The following is an 18,364-nucleotide window of genomic DNA, read 5'->3' as shown; positions in this document are numbered from 1 at the left end:
CTTGCTCACATGCATAATAATAAAGTATATATATCAAAGTTTGAAGTACGCACATTTTTGTTATGTAGTATACAAATTGATACTATGAGGTGAAGCGCCATGCGTGACAGAAAAGGCGGATTTGGCGAGTGTCCGGAAGGCGCAATTGCCTGTCCTGTAGAATTTACGCTCGACGTTATCGGAGGGAAATGGAAGGGTGTGCTGTTATACCACCTGATGGATGAGAAGAAACGGTTTAATGAATTCCGGCGGATCTGCCCTGGGATTACCCAGCGCATGCTAACGCTCCAGCTTCGGGAACTGGAAGAAGACGGGGTGGTGCACCGGGAAGTCTATCATCAGGTTCCGCCAAAGGTAGAATATTCATTGACCGAATTCGGCAAAACCCTGATTCCGATCATCAAGCTTATGCGGGACTGGGGCGAGGTTTACAAAACAAAACAGCTTTCCTCGGAAAGCTGCGAACAGATAGAAGAAGATGTTGGGGTGTAGGCACTAGGCCACACCCTCTTTTTGTATCAGTTGCCATCGTCAAAAAATTCCTCGGACTTCTGCCGGTGCTCATCGGTAACCTGTCCGGCAATGGCCCGCACAGCTGCGGCAATGATTGCGGCATCATCCGTAAGGCCAAGCCCGAGCAAGGCATCCGGAATGGTGTCGAGCGGTGAGATGAAATACGCCAGTGCCCCGAAGGCAATGCCCTTGGCCCAGAGCGGGGTTTTGGCATCCAGAGCACAGTAATACATCGCTACAGCATCCTTGGTAAACGGAATTTTGCCGGCGAATTTTTTGGTTTTGCGCCAGAAGTTGTTTTTCACCAGCTGCTCATTCGCTTGGCTGTATTTAAATTCCCCGGCCGAAAGGTCTGCCGGAATTTTACCTTTGTCCAGTTCCATTATTCATCCCTCCTACTAGCATTTACCCCATTCTGCTATTCTTGTCTCTGAACTTTTACGTTGCAAGTAGTTGAAAGCGTTATTATTATTAATGGTAATACGAAATTATCGCATTTAAAAGGAGATGTTTCTCATTCGCTTCGGAACTTTGGCCCATACCGCCGGTTGTCTGCCGCTGCATACTCTGACTTCAACCCTCCAGGCCCATGATATTGATTTCGTACAGCTTGCCTTGACCAAGGCTATCCAGGATATTGATACTTCTCCAGGCAAGTTGAGTCCAGGGCTGGCTAACTATATCGGGGAGCAGTTCGACAAAGCCGGCATCCGCATCGGTGTGCTCGGCTGCTATATTGATCCCATCCACCCCGATCCGGCTGTACGCAGGGCGGAGATTAACCGGTTCAAGGAGCAGCTGCGTTATGCGAAGCAGTTCGGGGCCCCTATGGTAGCCACCGAAAGCGGCGGTTTGAATACTTATCAGGCGTCTGCACCAGAACAATATGAAGAAATCGGCTGGCAGACCTTCAAGGCTACACTGGAGGAATTGGCCGAGGAAGCGGAAAAATGGGGTGTGTTTGTAGGGATTGAAGGTGTCAGTACTCATACTTTAGCCACCCCGGCTCATATGCGGCGCATTCTGGACGAAGTGCCGTCCAGCTCCATCGGAGTCGTGTTCGACCCCTGCAATCTGATCGGTGAAGATCTGCACAGGCAGGATGAAATTGTCGACAGCGCCTTCAATCTGTTCGGAGACCGGATTATTCTGGCCCATTTGAAGGATATTTACGACGAAGGTGATAAAATCCGTCACGGCGTACCGGGCCGGGGGCTGTTCCACACTGCTGAGTTTTTGAACAAGCTTCAGGCTTATAAGCCGATGATTGATGTCTCGCTCGAGGAAATCACACTGCCGGTGTTCAATGAGACTGCCGCCCTATTACACAGCCTGCGCAGCAGCTAAATAGGCCGTGACCTACTTGTTATAATACTCCTCTTCAACAGACTGGCTGGTGTGGTAAGCAAAATCTACTGCCGCACCGGCCAGTAACTCCCGGATGCCTCGAAATAGACGCATGACCTTCCCACGGTACTTTTCCCTATCCGCTGAATAAAATGGTATACAAAAGCATTAATGCCAATCCAGCGCTAATTTAGAAGGGAAGCGATCAGCGATGAGGTTCACATTCCCCATTCTCACCTTATGCCATGGCGGGGCGCAACGGATGCTGGTGGAGCTTACCAATGGTCTTACCGCTCTGGGTCACCAGGTAGTCATTGTCATGCCGTCGGGGGGAGACATTTCTTATGAGGTTCACTCCACCGTTCACCGCACCGACCACACGGTGCTTCGCGAATCCGATTTTCCGGCTAGTGATATCATCGTTTCCAATTTCTACACTACTGTGCCTGTGTCAGAAGCGGCAAGCCTTAATGGCAAAGGCATGCATGTCCGCCTCTCTCTATGTTATGAACCGCTGTTCCTACCGGAAAATAGTGTATCTTTCCCATCCTACAATACTACTCCCAGACTGATTGTGTTATCCGAATGGCAGCGGGAGATCATTGCCCTCAACCATGGAATTACGGGCAGCATTGTACCTGTAGGCATCAGCTCGAGTTTCAGCAACAGGCATATCCGCCACAGGCTGCAGGAACCGATGAACATAACCGCCATCCTCCGAAAAGTGGAGAACGGTTTCTCCTGGCACCGCGAACAGGATTATCTGGTCCGGCAGCTGGACATTGTTAAACAGAATCTTCCGCATGTGAATATCAACTTTATCAGTCCGCCTGACGAGTTCTACAGCTCGGATTCTTTGCAAAACATGAAAGCAAGCGGCAAATACCGCTTCTTCACCCCACAGAATGACGAAGAGCTCTGCTATCATTATAACGGAGCCGATATCTTTGTCAGCTCCAGTATTTTTGATAGCGGCTCTTTGCCCGGACTGGAAGCTATGCGCTGCGGCGCCGCACTTGTCACCGTCTACTCCGGAGGCAATATGGAGTATGCCAGACATGAAGAAAACTGCCTGCTCTCCTACCGGTATGAGAACCGGCTGGCTGAAGATATCATCCGGCTGGTACAGGACCATGTGCTCCGTATCAGGCTGGCTTCACAGGGAGAGGCTGATTCAAACAGCTGGACCTGGGAGAACAGTGTCCGGATTATGGAACGGACAGTTATCCATTATTTGCAGGGCATCCCCTTAATTGATCCGCCCAGATCTGCCCAGGCCATGCTCCGCCGGACTGACAGCTTGCGGGCAACCCGCAAGTAATCGTCACTATAATTACGAAGCAGCAGCAAATCCCTGGTTAACCGGAGACTTGCTGCTGCTTCGTGTTGGCGGATGTATTCCGCCCTCCTTCTTCAATTCCCGAAAATAATGTCCTGCTTGCCTAATCGGGTATCGTTCCAGACCGCTCCGAGTGTATTCGGGAAGATCGTTGCAGCTGTAATATAATCGCCGATTAGCGGAACAGGTGTCGGCGAATTACCATTGGGATTCGTGGACACATCCGACACTCTCCGATTGGTGAAGGACAGGCCGCTATTGATCGATTCTGCAACAAATACATCCAGCAGGAAGCCGTCAATCCGGTTCGTATAATAAATGACCCTTATCGTCCCATTCGAAGGTGAAACCGTGATCGACGGCGAAAAATTCTGCGAGCCAGCTGGCGCTCCCGTGATATTAACCGGCTGAGACCAGAGCAGACCATCAGGTGACCGCGAAAAGAAGATATCGGCATAGCCAAGCCGGAAATCATTCCAGACTGCGTATACAAATCCGCCAAACGGTCCCGCTGAAATATCAGCACCCAAGCTGAGATTGGTCTGGACGCGAAAGGCATAGTTCGGCACAGGCAGGGGACTTGGCACAGGAACTGTATTCGCAATTAAGGTAGCTCCGCGTGAAACCGGAGGACTGAAGGTAACGCCACCATCCTGGGATACCCGGATCAGGGCATACTTCGGTGCCGGCCCAAGTTGAATATAACCGACATACACTTCTCCCGCGAGACCCACAACCAGCGCCGCACGTTCAAGATCTCCCCGCGGATCGGAGATCCTCTGCGGCCGTTCCCAGGTTAATCCCTGATCCAAGGAACGCTGGAAGAAGATCGCTGCATTCTGTGCAAGATCATACAAAGGGGTATAGCCAACGTATGCATTTCCGCGGTACGGGCTGGACGGTGAACGGTCCACAGCCAGAAATGGTTCATCATTGTGAATATACAGACCAAAACCCTGCTGCACGATAACGGGCGGATTAAAGGTGGCTCCATTATCAAATGAGGTGTAGGTAGCAATCGTACCATCATCAAACTCGTTGAAAAAATGGACCGCAACAATAAAGGTGTTGGGAAACGTATAGTCTATGGTCGGCGCTTCTGCACTCATATAGCCGGGAGCCTGCTGGAGAATCGTCGTCGACCAGGTCTGCCCACCGTCGGTTGATCTGTAGAATCCGGTCAGAGCCGTCCCCGTACTGTCATCCACCGAGACCACGCACAGGAAATTCGGGGAAAGCGTATTTACTGCAATTGAAGGCTCGATATGATTGCCCGGCAGTGCGGCAGTAATATTGACATTTGCCAAATTCATATCACTCCCTGTTCACGTAGGAATTATTGTTAGCCGGTCGATGTATGTAAGTTCAGACTGCAGTATCCTCTCCAGTAAATTACCTGCTGCGTCTAATGCAAACACGTTGATGATGGTATTAACAGCACTGTAGAAATTGATCTGAACTTCGTAATAATCTGCAATATTTACCGAAAAGGTCTGGACAACAAGCTGCTGGGGATCAACCTGGAATAAGGCCTCGCCTACTGGAAACCGGGTTAGCGAATTCCCGCGGAAATGAAAAATCTGCAAATTGATATTAATTGGCGTTAGAATCGAATCATTCAGGCAAGCGACGCGGATACGGTCAATATGGTTCAGTCCGGCCGGCGGATTGTATACCGATCCGGTTGTAAAAGGCATAATGTTCAAACTCCCTTCTCTCTCAACTCCTTTATTTCTTTATATTATGTTGTTTGTTTTTGTCCAATGATGAAAAAAACTGCCGGAGGTGAACCTTTTCCGGCAGCTGACTCAAGTTACAGGATGGACATACCCGAGAATAGAAGCGGGCCGACAACAACCGGCTGATTCATCGCACCGATTGCGGACACAGTCAGTGCGTATCCGTAATAACCTGCAGCAATTCCACTGTCCGCAAAGGAGAAATGGACGGTTTCAAAATCACCGGCATCCCGTCCGCTGGAGCGCAGGCTAAAGATCTCCACCGCATTGCGGACAACCGTAAAGATAACATCGGATGAATTTGCCATGCTGTTCTGCAGGCCAATTGTGCCTTCAAGTAATACCGAACCGTTCGTACCTACATTTAAACCGAACTGTCCCAGAATGGTGCTGTTGGGGAGACTTTGTACAGGAAGCGTAGCGGACTGGCTGAAGCTGGACGGGATACTTTTACCAAAATCTATAATTTGTCTCATCGCGTCACACCAACGATAGCCCTGAAAAATCTACAGGACCCACCAGATTTGCGGCATTCGTCACTGTGGAGTTTACAATCGAAACGGTCAATGTGTAAGCAAAATAACCGGCTGGCACATTGCTGTCGACGTACGAGAAACTGATCGGATCATACAATCCGGCGTCCAGTGCACTGGCAAGAGTCGTAAAAACCGAGGTGCCGCCACGTGTAATCGTGAATAGCAGATCCGGATTTCCGAGTGTGGTCTGGACACCGACGGTTGCATTAAGCAGCACATTACCGCCCTGTGCTGTTGCCAGTCCGAATTGGGTCAATGTATTGCTGGAAGGAGCTCCAAGGATCGGAATGGAAATCGATTGACTGAAGCTGGATATTGCGCTTTTGCTGAAATCAACAACCTGGGTCATAACTAACGCCTCCTTATGGAAGATTCTATACTGTATAGAATATGAGCATGGTTATGCCAGTGACTGGACCGTAAGAAACACAAAAACCCATGACATCTATACATAGGCACCGTATCATGAATGGATTACACTTGTATTATGTACACTAGGGATACCGGAGGTGTGGCGCAAAAATGAATAAGGAACTGGATAATGGACTAAATTATAGTGCCAGTGCACAGCTCAAATATATGGTCAGCGGGGACTCGATTTCGAAAGGGGTCATCTATGACGAAGCCAGAAGCAAATATGTCATTCTTGAAGACAACTATGTTTCGCTGCTTCAGGGCAAGCTGAAGGGGGCAATGCGCAATACCGCCAGATTCGGCAATACGCTAATGAAGGGCTTCACCAATCTTAAGCGGGATGTACTCAAGGAGAAGCCGGATGTTGTACTGATCGAATACGGCGGAAATGACTGCGACTTCTACTGGGAAGAAATCGTGAACAATCCGGAGGCAGAGCATAATCCTAAGACCGATTTCTCCGCTTTTGAAGGAATGCTCCTCGATATGATCGACTTCCTGAAAAACCAGGGAGTGATGCCGATTCTTATGAGTCTCCCTCCGCTTAATGCGGACAGTTATTTCAAATGGGTCAGCGGAAACAAACCGGAATCGGAAGTCACTATCCTGAAATTTCTGGGCAGCGTGACCAAAATCTACTGGTGGCAGGAGAGATACAACTCCACAATCATCAAAGTTGCCGAGACTACAAAGACCAAAATCATCGATGTCCGGGGGGCTTTTCTCCAGCAGCCGGATTTCACCAAATTCATCTGCCTGGACGGAATTCATCCGAATAAAGAAGGGCACCGGATTATTTATGACAAAGTACTTGATTTCATCCGCAACAGCGAACCCCAGCTGCTTCTGGACAGCACCGGACACGCTGCCGCCGGCCATTAACACCAAAAATAAATCCTTGGATGCACTTAGTGTATCTAAGGATTTTTGCTGTGTGCCCATTATAGACAGTAGCTCCGCGCTGCCGAGAAATCGTCAATCCAAGTAAAATCATAAATTACCGCCCCGAAGGATTCAGCGATGGCCTTAGTCTCATCGGTTGAGCCTGTATCTACTATATGGATATGCAAGGCTGGCTGGCGGATAGAAACCCCTGTACTTACCCATACCGTTCTTCCAATCCGCTTTTTGACGACTCCTGAAGTGATATTTGTTATAATATCGGAGAACAAGTACAAACGGCGTTGCCGTCCTATTAGGGGCGGTATCCGTTTCTGCAAGAAAGAGCAGGATAATTTATATACAAAAAGGGGACGTTCGCTTTGTCAAAAATTATTAAAACCCTAACTATAGCCGGAAGTGACTCCAGCGGAGGCGCAGGAATCCAGGCTGACTTAAAAACTTTTGAGGAATACGGCACTTATGGTTTCAGCGCATTAACTACCATCGTTACGATGGACCCGGATAACGGCTGGCACCATAACGTCTACCCGATTGAGGCTGCTATTGTTGCTGAACAGCTTAAGACTATTTTTGCCGGCGGTCCTGTCGATGCAATGAAAACTGGCATGCTGGGCAGTGTGGATATCGTGCTTGTGGCAGAAAAAGCAATTAAAGACAATCATCAGACCAACGTAGTTATTGACCCAGTTATGGTCTGCAAAGGCGAAGATGAGGTATTAAACCCTGAGAGTGCAAATGCGATCCGCGATTTGCTGTTGCCGCTCGCAACGGTAGTTACTCCTAATTTATTCGAAGCCGGTGTTCTCTCCGGACTGGGCAAGCTGACTACCCTGGAAGAAATGAAAGAGGCTGCCCGGCTGATCCATGAACTGGGAACTCAAAATGTGGTTGTCAAAGGAGGCAAGGCGCTGGGCGGCGATCTGGCCATTGATGTCTTCTTCGACGGCACAGACTATACAGTGCTGGAAACCGCAAAAATTGAGCCGGCTTATAACCATGGGGCAGGCTGTACCTTCGCCGCCGCGATCACAGGCGGACTGGCGAACGGATTGTCCGTGCATGAAGCAGTGGCCAAAGCGAAAGACTTCGTCTCGGCAGCGATCCGCAGCGGATATGCCTTCAACCAGTACGTCGGGCCTGTATTCCACGGCGGCTACCGTCTGGAGAAATAAGACAAGCCTGTTTACAAGGCTATAGCCTGTATGCATATAACAAACAAACCGTGCCCCCTTATTCAGGGGCACGGTTTGTTTGTTTCTTATCCTTTTTGATCACACTTACTTTGCAGGAGCCTCTCCGACGATATGCTCAATTAAGGCGATAGCCTTGTCCTTCACTTCGTCGTCGGCGAGCACACCGATGATCATATCCTCATCTCCGCGGTTAACCGGCAGCGCGGCAACAAACGGTGAGTCCGTAATATCGACGCCGTACAGCTCTTCCTGTCCGCTATCCGGATTCTTTCCCCACTTCAGTCGCGGATCGTCTTTAGCGATTTTCCCGCTCTCCACAATACTCTTAATATCCTGGAAGCCATCCTGTCCGCCGATCCATTCCAGAGTAGCCTTATCGAGGATCAGAATATCCGGATGATTCGCGGCCAGCTCCACCACGGCTTTCTGCATAAAGTTCATATCGAACGAATCTGCACCTTCGCCGGTTCTTGGCAGATAAGAAATGCTTGCATCTACCCGCTTCCATTCCGGATACTGCTTAATAATTGCTTCATTCAGATCATCGTTTTTTCCGCTGGGATCCTTAAGCCCGAAATTACCGATAAACATGATCGACGCATCGAGCGGCGGCAACGAGGCCAAATACTTTTTATGCTGCCAGTTGTTATACAAGGCATTGCCTGCAAATGCAATCACGATCAGCACGATAACCGAGACGAACACATGGGTTTTATACAGGCGCATGAACCGTTCCCACTTACTCGCTGCACCTGAGAGCTTGCCGTATTTCGCCAGACGCTGCTGCTCCGCTTCACTAATTTCCTGTTCGTCCAGACTGTCCAGAATGAACTTAAAGGCCTGAAAATCCTCCTCCGGTGCAGATCTTTCCTCATCGGAGGATTTGGAGCGCCGCCGTTTCAGCAGGAGGTCAAACCGTTTATTTATCTCTTCTCTGGATACGTTTTCAGATAATCCTAACCGATCATATGCCTGCTTCAGCTTCTCATTCACATTAATTTCTCCTTTGGTATGTATGATGCCAACTTCTTACGAACTACTACTATTCTAACAGACATCCACTCCAATTCTCCAGTCGGACACCGGCCTGGGAAACTATCGTTAGCGTAAAGGCAGGTGCACTACCGTTCCATCACCAGAAATTCCATCTGACTCTCTCCATTTATTTTGATGAAACTGCCCAGAGTCCTAAATCCCGCATGGCTATATAAAGCAATGGCTCTTTGGTTGAATGCAGCTACGGTCAGCCTGAACTTCTCCGGAGTAAACACACTTTCTGCGAACTGAATACCCGCCTGAAGGAATCCCTTACCCAGCCCGGTCCCCGTGTATTCCGGCTTTAACCCGAGGCCAATATCAAGTACGTTGTCACCTGTATATAAGCCCTGTTTCACTCCGCCCGGAACTTGTGCGTTTCTTCCGTAACAGAAAAATCCGGTCAGCCCGTATTCTGGTGTGATTACAGCGTAATAGGAACCGTCCAGCAGTTCTTCCAGACTCTCCTGGTCATCCGATGAATTGTATAGGGAGTACGGCGGCTCATATTTCCATTTGCCAATCTCAAAAGCATCCTGTTTCTCCATCAATCTAAGCTTATAGGTAATATTAATATCGTTTGCCATCCGATCTTCATCCTCCTGATTAACCCTTCCGAAATATGTGCTGTGCTTAATTTATAGCACGGGGCGTAAATTCGTCAACAGCACGTCACAAAGTAACCTTCGAAACTATGGTTTCGTCCGGATAACCGGAATATAAAGCCTTGGTTTACATATACATGCCACTAGATATGGGGATTTAACTACTTCATATAAGGCGAGAGGGAGGAAACAAATCATGATCTTATTTGCCAGTGTTAATCAGGAAGAATGCATCGCCTGCGGTGCCTGCAACTCAGCTGCTCCGGATATTTTTGATTTGGATGATAGTGGAATCGCTACCGTGGTTTTTGCAGGTGACAACAACCGCGGCGTTACGGCCATTGCTGAAGAGCTGCAGGAAGAGCTGCAAGAGGCTTTTGACAGCTGTCCTACCCAATGCATCCAGCTTGCTGAATCACCGTTTGCATAAAGAATTCATCTGCACAAATGCCTTGCACTGACTCCGCGATAGCCTTTATGATAGGGGAAACCCAAGGAAGCCGGAATGAACCTATCCGGATGGCAGAGGAGGCCCTGTGCAAATAACCGAAAAGAAAGTAACCTGGCTGGAGCTGTTCTATGACCTTCTGTTTGTCGCTGCTGTGTCCAAAGCAAGCCATGTGCTGCTTCATGTAGAGGACGGGACTCTCTCTCTTGAGACACTTGGCAAATTCGTACTGATCTTCATCCCGATCTGGTGGGCCTGGGTGGGGCAGACACTGTTTGTAAACCGTTTTGGGCAGGATAGTGTCTCCCACCGCGTCTTTCTGATCATCCAATTATTTTTCGTGCTGATTATGACGGCAAGTCTGTCCGTGGATTTCGATGACACGTATTATTCATTTCTGATCGGCTACATCGGACTCCGGGCGATGACCGCGGTGCAGTATCATTACGCGCACGCTAAAGAACAAGGCCATTTGCGGGCTACCGCCCGCTATTTCGGGACCCGTTTTTGGATTGGGCTGGCCATCTCCGCCTGCTCCCTGTTCTTTGATTCATGGGTGCGTTATGCCGTGCTATACGCCGGAATTGCCCTCGACATTATCCTGCCATTAACCGGGAGAAGAATCCTGCTGAAGACCCCAACGAACACGCATCATCTGTTGGAGCGTTTCTCACTGTTCGCGCTGATCCTGCTCGGTGAATCTGTAGTCAGCATCCTCGCGGTGCTGCAATCCAGCACTTGGACACCGGAATCCGTGACCTTTGCAGCGCTGGCCTTTGTGCTGATTATTGCGATGTGGTGGCAATATTATGACAACCTGGAGAAGAAGGTAGACAAGCATGTGCAGACTGCCGGACAGACGATTATCTACGGACATCTGTTCATTTTTCTGTCGCTGTGCACCATCGCCGCAACCATTCAGCTCCTGTTCCTGAATAAGCTTCATTATGAGCTGATGGTGAATCTGTTCTTTGGCTCGGTAGCTCTTTATTTTGCATCTACTACCCTGGTTTTCCATGTCTACAGGCACAAGCAGCACCGGCTGGGAATCTTTCAACTATCAATTCTGGCAGCGCTTCTGGCCGGCTTATACATCCTGGATAGGGTATTCCACGTATCCAATGTGCTGATGATGGGCGAAATGGCTCTGTTCTTTGCGGTCTATGCCAAAGTCACGACATGACCCAGACATGTTATTACCAATAAACAGAAGCAGCCGCTGGTAAGGGGATTCCCCGCCAGCGGCTTTTTAAATTGGAAGAGGGATGCTATGATTTAACAGAAGGAGGTACAGCTAAGAATGGATATTAACAAATATGAGCAACTTGTGCCAAACGTCTTTCTGTTCGTGGACCGCAGATCCTTCCCGGACTGGGAGATTGGCCGGAGCACCATCGATTTCCATGATCTTACCTTCATCGTTGAAGGGAAATCCAACTACTACATAAACGGGGAGAAATTCACCGTGGAAGCAGGCGATATGCTATATGCCCCTTCCGGCAGTATTCGGCAGGCCCATACCTTCAAGGAGGCCCCCATGCATTCTTTTGCCTTTAATTTCGTCTGGGAAGGTGCGGACAACCATGTACAGCTTCCTTTCGGGACGGTCACCAAGAACTGGAGGACCAAAGAGCTCCTGGAGGATATCCGTGAATTCTCGCATGTCTGGATGGACAAACAGCCCTTCTACAAAATGAAGGCACGGGCCATCTTCCAGCTGATTATATACCGTCTGCTCTGTATCGCCCACCATCAGCAGGCTCCGCTGGTAGATCCCCGAATCCAAAAGGCAATGGCCTATATCATGGATCATTATGCCAAGGATGTCACCATACATGAGCTTGCCGGTTTGGTTGGCCTGAACCCCGAGTACCTGGGCAAGCTGTTTAAGCAGAACACCGGCTCCACCTGCAAAGAATTCCTCAACAGGGTACGGGTGAACAACGCCGAGATGATTCTGGCAGCAGGCGGCTTTAATGTATCCGAAGTAGCGGAGCACTGCGGTTATCATGACGCCGCGTATTTCAGCAATGTCTTTAAAAGTATCAAGGGTTATCCTCCGTCATCCGTCCTGAGATAACGTACTGCCCGGGACACTCATGGACATTCAAGTTCAACCGTGAAGATGTACGCTATTACTCCGGCTGTCCTGTATAAAAGCTCTCCTCCGGCCCCAGGTACGAATAAGGGAGCGGGACAGCAGACAGCACCAGCTTTTGCAGGACCAGACCGGCATCCAAGCCGTAGAAACGGAGGGTATGGATTCCCTTGGTCAAGGTATGGCGGGTAGTCATGGTATGAATATTATCCATCACGGCCTGGCACCAGGCTGCATTATCATGATTGCCGCCCTCAAAGTCCGCCGGAAGAGCGTCAGCAATAACCGGTGTCCCATTATCAAAGCCTGCCGCATATTTCAGTCCGCTGGTCTGTGACAGGTTATTCGTCGGGGCAAGATACGAAGTCAGGCTGTACTCCCCGCTTCGCTGCACTAGTACCGAGTATTCCAAATATGGCGCATGCTCCGGTTGTTCAAAGGACACTCCGTCCGGATACATTTTCACCGAAGATAAGGTACGCCCGTAATTTTCAATGATCTTCCATTCCACACCGGACTTCGACACGCGGCTAAGCGCATGCTCCGCTTCGATAGAAATGACGTTATGTGTTTCAATAAAGGTCAGCGGCGGCACTTCCCGGACGTCAATCCAGTCTGCTGCCACACTCACCTTGACCGTTCCTCCTGCACCCGTAATGGTAATCTCACCGCTTGCTGACTCCCTTATTTTCTCCCAATCCACAGAGACAGCAATCGTCTCACCTTCTTCAACCCAGCCGCTCGGCTTATCCAGCCTGACCCACTCCGTGCTGCTGACCGCCTCATAGGCAAATCCAGTATCTCCGCCATTGCTGATCGTAATTTCGCACCTTTCTTTGCGCAGATTCGTAAATTCCGGCAGACTCGCTGTACCGGACTTATAGCCTCGCTCTGTTCCTTCAACACTGACAATCATCTGTGATCCTTTGACAGGTACAGTGGTCTTGGCTTCGGGATAGCTCCAGCCTTCCGCGTCCCAGTTGACATAACCCACATGTGCGGAGCTCATCATCCCCCGCCATTTCCCTCCGGAGATTACGTTATTATAGACCTGTTCCAGCTGCTTATCCCGCTCTATCGCTTCGTTGACCCGTTCGGCATAGGTATTGGCCAGGACACTGCCCCGCTCAGCGAACAGCTGGCTAAGTCCGGCGTAAATCTGCATTTTGACCACATTGGCTGAAGCTGCCGCCGGGAAATAAACGAGCTGATAATACGCGTCTTTGTGGCTTTCCGGAATGAGACTCTCATATTTACCGGCAGCTTCTTCAAGCATGACCGCCTGCTGCAGGACTCTCCGGGCCTCATTATAATGAACTAGGCTGAAGGTGAATGGCCTTATAATTTCCGGTTTACGCCGTCCATTCATTCTCGTGTAATCCGAGAGTACCTGTGCGATCCCAGTGAGTGCTTCCGGATCTGCGATATGCCCGAACTGCTGCCTGGTCCAACGCAAGGTATATTCCGCTGTCCGGTTAATTGCACCTGTGCCCCATGCCTCAAAGTCATAGGCCAAGTCCAAAAAATAAGAGATTGACAGCTCCATCGGCTTCAAATCTCCGACATTGACGATCCATACGTCACGGATGCCGTAATCAAAGGCCATACACATCTGCTCCCAGGTCTTTTCAAGCGGGCTCGTATTCAGCCATTCATAGGAATGCGGACCTCCGTGATAGTCAAAATGGTAATACATTCCCCAACCGGCGCTGCGCTGCTGCTCTTCACCCGCCGGGATTTTGCGGAGATTGCCGAAGTTATCGTCAGCCAGCAGAATTGTCACATCGTTCAGCACATCCCATTCCTTGAGCCCCTCTACCTCGTCAGTACCGTACCAGTATTTCTCCACTTCCTTATAGACTGCGAGAATTTGCGGCGCATGTTCAAGATTATATTTTCTCAAAAGCGCTTTCTGCGTGCGGATGATATCCTTCAGCAGCTCTATATTTTCCCGGTCAGAGCCCTCCAGTGCAGAATCGCTCTCTCCCCGCATCCCTAGTGTGATCAGGTTGGAGTAATCTTTATTTCGCTTGATTCCGTCCTCCCAAAAAGCCGTAATAGCCTGCCTGTTCCGGGCAAAATCCCACAGATTACTTGTCCCGTACTGCTCATACACCTTCTGCCATTCACTGCCTGCCCTGAACAGCGGTTCATGATGAGATGTGCCCATAACAATGCCGTATTCTTCCGCATGCCTGGCGTTCGCCAGCGGGTGGCTCTTGCCGTTCAAACTGAATTCGGCGCTCCACATGGCCGGCCACAGGTAGTTCCCCTTCAATCTGAGGATCAGCTCGAATACCTTGTCGTAGAAATCTTCGTTGAAGTCGCCAAAAGCCCCGGTAACCCAAGAGCCCAGAGACGGCCAATCATCATTCAGGAAAATACCTCTGTATTTCACAGAAGGCTCTTTGGAAGTGCTGTTCAGGAGATGATCGGGAATTTCCAGCAGCGGTTTCTTCTCCGGGAGCACATCCGCAAAGTACACCCACGGGCTGACACCGATCAGTTCGGAAATTGTATAAATGCCGTAGATAGTGCCCCGTTTATCGCTTCCCGCAATAACCAGCGCCTGATCCACCCCGTCAACCGGCTGTTCAACCAGCCGAATGATGTAACACTCCCTTTTATTACGGATGGATGATACGTCCAGCTTACCCGCCGCAATCAATGTATCGATAAAGTCATTACTGCCGACTGCTCCGGCAATAACCGCAGTGCTGCCAAGCTGCTCTTGCCGGGTGATGATTTCAGGGGTGGCCCCGGTCACCAAATTTATATCTTCTGCAAAAGACCCGGCCACCCTTCTCAATCCGTCATACTCCTTCGCCGTAGGGTCCAGGTATATCTTTGCGGCTTCCCCTTGCTTCACAAGTATCATTCGAAATTTCCCTCCGTAGCTTTTTTCAAAGACTAGACTCAGGCACATTATATAAGTAAAGCGGTTTCAGCGACCATGTGGAAATTAGATACTTTTTGTAATAAACAGAGGGAAATTGTGATCCTGGGGCTGAAATGAACGATTAAGGATTCCAGTCCCGGAGTGTTTCTGGTACAGTGTAGACATTGTGAGGCGCGGTCAGCAGATTAATAATGGAATATTCACTTATTCACTTCGGACGATTGGAAAGCGCCTTCAAAAATATAAACGAATGAGGATGATTTGAACGATGGAGGACAATTACAGCACCATAACAGGTGATACAGCCGCTGGCCCCAAAGCCCCTAAGGATCCCGCTGAGCGGAGAAACGGGTTCTACGTGCTGTTCGAGACAGACGTGGAAGCAACGGCGCGGGCCGAAGGCAAACCCTCACAGGAGATTTATCTGGAAGGGAGCTATCTGACGGACAAGGCCAGGTATATTGGCGGCGTAACGGATGAGCATATGCTTGAGCTTCTGAGAAGCTGGAGCGGTTTCCGCAAGCTGGTGCACAGTATCGGTGTGGCTGTAAAAGTGAAGAACAAGCAGTCGGAGGTCTCCTTTCTGCTGCAGAATTGGGGGAAGACGAATAAGTATGTAACCGGCAGCAGTCTGCGGATTCCCTGCCCCGGCGATGGAACGGAGGTCATTCTAAGACTGGAGGACTTCGAATGGTCCGCAGATGATGAGGCTCCCGGCAAGTTTGCTTTTGAATTCAATCATCCGGGCGAGCTGGCTACGGCGAGTATAATCTTTTATCTGAATGACGGATATGCTGCGCCAGAACTGACGGCTGAAGCACCGGTCCATTTCGGCTCAGACGAATACCTGGAGATGATCGCGAAGTCCTTGATGCATTCAGGGAATAATCGAAGATTGAAGTCTGCTATAAACAAAGCGGTACGGGGTGAGGAGGTTACGATTGCCTATATCGGAGGTTCGATTACGCAAGGCGCGGGAGCCAAGCCGATACATACGGAATGTTATGCCTATCAATCCTATTTGGGCTTTAAGGAGCAGTTCGGTAAGGACGGCGGAGAGAATATCCATTTTGTAAAAGCCGGAGTAGGCGGCACCCCGTCCGAGCTAGGCGTTATCCGTTATGACCGGGACATTCTCCGGGAGGGCTCCGTGGTGCCGGACATAGTAATCGTGGAATTTGCCGTAAACGACGAAGGCGATGAAACGAAGGGGAATTGCTACGAAAGCCTATGCCTGAAAATCCTGTCCGCTGACAACCAGCCGGCTGTTATTCTGCTGTTCAGCGTGTTTGTGAATGACTGGAACCTGCAGGAACGGCTCTCCCCTGTCGGACTGCGCTATAATCTTCCGATGGTCAGTGTAAAGGACGCCGTATCAGAGCAATTCCAGCTAACCAAGGCGGAGGGGAACATCATCTCGAAACGGCAATTTTTCTATGATATCTATCATCCTACCAATGACGGCCACCGGGTCATGGCGGATTGCCTAACTTATCTGTTCTCCGAAACCAGTAAGGCTGAAATGGATAGCAGTGATATTAGTCTGGATCAGCCTCCGGTGATCGGGAATGATTACACGGGCATCCGACTGCTGGACCGGATCACCCCAATGGAAGCTGCGAAGATTGACATAGGCGGTTTCACGGAGCTGGATACCGAGCTGCAGATGGTAGAAATGGATGCTAACCCTTACGGTACAGCGGAATTTCCGCATAACTGGATGCATTCGGCTTCGTCAGGTTCTGCGGGCTTCAAGCTGACGATCACAAGCAGAATCCTGGTCCTGATCTTCAAGGATTCCGGCAGCCCCGACTTCGGTAAGGCAAATATTTACGTGGACGGCGATCTGGTGATCACCGCGGACCCGCACGAGAACAGCTGGACACACTGCAATCCGGTCATCCTTTATCAGAATGAGAGCAGCGTGGAGCATACTATCGAAATCTCAATGGCCCCTGGGGATGAGGACAAGTGCTTTACGATACTGGGGTTTGGGTATTGCTAAGGGAGTGTAGAAGTTATTGTCCATTATGTGAGCTGCTGTATGAGAAAATAAATATATCCCGCTTCGGAATGCTAGTGACACATCGTTTGTTCAGACCAATTTCCATTATTGCTAACTAATAAAAGGGTGTCCTCTCTGCCGTATTATGGCTGGAGGGCACCCTTGCTCTCAATAGCTACTAGTGTGCAGTCTAGGGTATTTATACCTTTGATTTCCCCATTTAGCCCATTGGTGGCGGAATCAGAGGTACTTCTACCTTTGATTTCCCCGTTTAGCCCGTTGGCGTTGGAGAGGTACTTTTACCTTTGATTTACCCGTTTAGCCCGTTGGCGGCGGAATCAGAGGTACTTCTACCTTTGATTTCGCCCGTTTAGCCCGTTGGCGGCGGAATCAGAGGTACTTTTACCTTTGATTTACCCGTTTAGCCCGTTGGCGGCGGAATCAGAGGTACTTTTACCTTTGATTTACCCGTTTAGCCCGTTGGCGGCGGAATCAGAGGTACTTTTACCTTTGATTTCCCGTTTAGCCCGTTGGCGGCGGAATCAAAGGGATTTTTCCCTTTGATTTCGGTCTCCGGCCCTAATCCCTCTTCCGCTCTATTCCCTGCAGATGGAGTCCATATGGCTGTTCAGTACGCGGATGATCCGCTGTTTGTCTATCCGCCCAGGCTCCAGCATGGCATGTAGGGCCAGACCGTCGACCAGGGCATACAGCCGCTCCGCTTCGTTGTCCTTATCCAGCCCCTGTCTCAACAAGCCCTGCTCGTCCAGATGGTCAACGAGATGGCATATACCCGGGTAGACCCCGTCGTTCAGCCCGCTATGCTCCCCTTCCGTATTCCTAACATGAAAGATAAACGCGAACCATACTTCCATCTCCGCCATGGTACTCTCGTCTAAAGGAATCATCTCCATCAGTGCCCTGGTGACCAGCTCTTTTGGCGGCAGGCCGAGACTGACTACGGCTTCGATTCTGGCGTTGGCCCGTTCCTTCACCAGATTCATGGCAAACGCAAGCAGCTCCTGCTGCGTAGTGAAATAATGGCGTAAAGCTCCCAGAGACACGCCTGCTTCCTGCGCAATGTTACGTACAGTGGCTCCTTTCATCCCCTGATTCATAATGACGCGCCAGGTCGCCTCTGCAATATGCGATTTCCGCTCTGAATGATCGACAATTTTTGGCATAGCCGTATTGTATCACAGGAGAAACACTGCGTGCAATTTTATAATACAGTTGTATTATATAAATCCGGCTGCTATAATTTCACTTATCTAACACACATTATTCGAT

18 protein-coding genes and 1 pseudogene are annotated in these 18,364 nt (G+C 49.8%); 9 read left to right on the top strand and 10 right to left on the bottom strand.

Annotated features, from left to right (window positions below; genetic code table 11):
* Positions 1-99 precede the first annotated feature (99 nt).
* Positions 100-492, top strand: a complete 393-nt coding sequence (locus L6H70_RS00905; protein ID WP_236328624.1) for a winged helix-turn-helix transcriptional regulator — start codon at positions 100-102, stop codon at positions 490-492.
* Between the two features lie 26 nt (positions 493-518).
* Here the strand turns inward: L6H70_RS00905 and L6H70_RS00900 are convergent, their stop codons facing one another.
* Entirely contained in the window at positions 519-896 is a 378-nt protein-coding gene (locus tag L6H70_RS00900) for a YkvA family protein (RefSeq protein ID WP_236328622.1), read from the bottom strand.
* Between the two features lie 148 nt (positions 897-1,044).
* On the opposite strand from L6H70_RS00900, the gene L6H70_RS00895 reads away from it, so the two are divergent.
* Together L6H70_RS00895 and L6H70_RS00890 are read left to right on the top strand one after the other, a co-directional pair.
* The gene (locus L6H70_RS00895; protein WP_236328620.1) at positions 1,045-1,860 is read left to right on the top strand and encodes a sugar phosphate isomerase/epimerase family protein; all 816 of its coding nucleotides are present in this window, start codon (positions 1,045-1,047) and stop codon (positions 1,858-1,860) included.
* A gap of 211 nt (positions 1,861-2,071) precedes the next feature.
* The gene (locus L6H70_RS00890; RefSeq protein ID WP_206104341.1) at positions 2,072-3,181 is read left to right on the top strand and encodes a glycosyltransferase family 4 protein; all 1,110 of its coding nucleotides are present in this window, start codon (positions 2,072-2,074) and stop codon (positions 3,179-3,181) included.
* 92 nt (positions 3,182-3,273) lie between these two features.
* Here the strand turns inward: L6H70_RS00890 and L6H70_RS00885 are convergent, their stop codons facing one another.
* From L6H70_RS00885 to L6H70_RS00870, 4 genes are all read right to left on the bottom strand, one after another.
* Complete coding sequence (locus L6H70_RS00885) at positions 3,274-4,512, bottom strand: sialidase family protein (RefSeq protein WP_236328611.1); 1,239 nt, start codon at positions 4,510-4,512, stop codon at positions 3,274-3,276.
* 12 nt (positions 4,513-4,524) lie between these two features.
* Positions 4,525-4,896 (bottom strand): hypothetical protein, encoded by a 372-nt coding sequence (locus tag L6H70_RS00880; protein WP_236328602.1) that lies wholly within the window; start codon positions 4,894-4,896, stop codon positions 4,525-4,527.
* 116 nt (positions 4,897-5,012) lie between these two features.
* Positions 5,013-5,414, bottom strand: coding sequence for a hypothetical protein (locus tag L6H70_RS00875; RefSeq protein WP_236328600.1), 402 nt, complete (start codon positions 5,412-5,414; stop codon positions 5,013-5,015).
* Between the two features lie 4 nt (positions 5,415-5,418).
* Positions 5,419-5,823: a hypothetical protein gene (locus L6H70_RS00870; RefSeq protein ID WP_206104337.1), complete on the bottom strand. Its 405-nt coding sequence runs from the start codon at positions 5,821-5,823 to the stop codon at positions 5,419-5,421.
* Positions 5,824-5,996: 173 nt separating this feature from the next.
* On the opposite strand from L6H70_RS00870, the gene L6H70_RS00865 reads away from it, so the two are divergent.
* Positions 5,997-6,770, top strand: coding sequence for an SGNH/GDSL hydrolase family protein (locus tag L6H70_RS00865; RefSeq protein ID WP_236328598.1), 774 nt, complete (start codon positions 5,997-5,999; stop codon positions 6,768-6,770).
* Between the two features lie 68 nt (positions 6,771-6,838).
* Here the strand turns inward: L6H70_RS00865 and L6H70_RS00860 are convergent.
* Positions 6,839-6,952 (bottom strand): annotated as a pseudogene (locus L6H70_RS00860) (glycosyl transferase); the annotation flags it as partial.
* A 198-nt stretch (positions 6,953-7,150) separates the two neighbouring features.
* Between L6H70_RS00860 and thiD the strand changes: the two are divergent.
* Complete coding sequence (gene thiD, locus L6H70_RS00855) at positions 7,151-7,963, top strand: bifunctional hydroxymethylpyrimidine kinase/phosphomethylpyrimidine kinase (RefSeq protein WP_236328596.1); 813 nt, start codon at positions 7,151-7,153, stop codon at positions 7,961-7,963.
* A 105-nt stretch (positions 7,964-8,068) separates the two neighbouring features.
* Here the strand turns inward: thiD and L6H70_RS00850 are convergent, their stop codons facing one another.
* Together L6H70_RS00850 and L6H70_RS00845 are read right to left on the bottom strand one after the other, a co-directional pair.
* Complete coding sequence (locus L6H70_RS00850; RefSeq protein WP_236328585.1) at positions 8,069-8,977, bottom strand: hypothetical protein; 909 nt, start codon at positions 8,975-8,977, stop codon at positions 8,069-8,071.
* Positions 8,978-9,105: 128 nt separating this feature from the next.
* Positions 9,106-9,606, bottom strand: a complete 501-nt coding sequence (locus L6H70_RS00845) for a GNAT family N-acetyltransferase (protein WP_236328583.1) — start codon at positions 9,604-9,606, stop codon at positions 9,106-9,108.
* 214 nt (positions 9,607-9,820) lie between these two features.
* Here L6H70_RS00845 and L6H70_RS00840 point away from each other — a divergent pair, with 214 nt between their 5' ends.
* The 3 genes from L6H70_RS00840 (at position 9,821) to L6H70_RS00830 (ending at position 12,152) form a co-directional block, all read left to right on the top strand.
* Complete coding sequence (locus tag L6H70_RS00840) at positions 9,821-10,054, top strand: ferredoxin (protein ID WP_206104331.1); 234 nt, start codon at positions 9,821-9,823, stop codon at positions 10,052-10,054.
* Positions 10,055-10,166: 112 nt separating this feature from the next.
* A complete protein-coding gene (locus tag L6H70_RS00835) occupies positions 10,167-11,255 on the top strand; it encodes a low temperature requirement protein A (protein ID WP_236333039.1) in 1,089 nt (362 codons plus the stop codon).
* Positions 11,256-11,372: 117 nt separating this feature from the next.
* A complete protein-coding gene (locus L6H70_RS00830; protein WP_236328581.1) occupies positions 11,373-12,152 on the top strand; it encodes a helix-turn-helix transcriptional regulator in 780 nt (259 codons plus the stop codon).
* Between the two features lie 55 nt (positions 12,153-12,207).
* On the opposite strand, the gene L6H70_RS00825 is transcribed toward L6H70_RS00830, so the two are convergent.
* Positions 12,208-15,048: a glycosyl hydrolase 115 family protein gene (locus L6H70_RS00825; protein ID WP_236328579.1), complete on the bottom strand. Its 2,841-nt coding sequence runs from the start codon at positions 15,046-15,048 to the stop codon at positions 12,208-12,210.
* 289 nt (positions 15,049-15,337) lie between these two features.
* On the opposite strand from L6H70_RS00825, the gene L6H70_RS00820 reads away from it, so the two are divergent.
* Positions 15,338-17,074, top strand: a complete 1,737-nt coding sequence (locus tag L6H70_RS00820) for an SGNH/GDSL hydrolase family protein (RefSeq protein WP_236328577.1) — start codon at positions 15,338-15,340, stop codon at positions 17,072-17,074.
* A gap of 596 nt (positions 17,075-17,670) precedes the next feature.
* On the opposite strand, the gene L6H70_RS00815 is transcribed toward L6H70_RS00820, so the two are convergent.
* Positions 17,671-18,258 (bottom strand): TetR/AcrR family transcriptional regulator, encoded by a 588-nt coding sequence (locus L6H70_RS00815; RefSeq protein WP_236328575.1) that lies wholly within the window; start codon positions 18,256-18,258, stop codon positions 17,671-17,673.
* Positions 18,259-18,364 lie beyond the last annotated feature (106 nt).

This window comes from Paenibacillus auburnensis (genome assembly GCF_927798115.1).
In the GTDB taxonomy this organism is placed as follows: Bacteria; Bacillota; Bacilli; order Paenibacillales; family Paenibacillaceae; genus Paenibacillus_AQ; species Paenibacillus_AQ auburnensis.
This window is presented reverse-complemented; position numbering and strand designations above follow the sequence as displayed.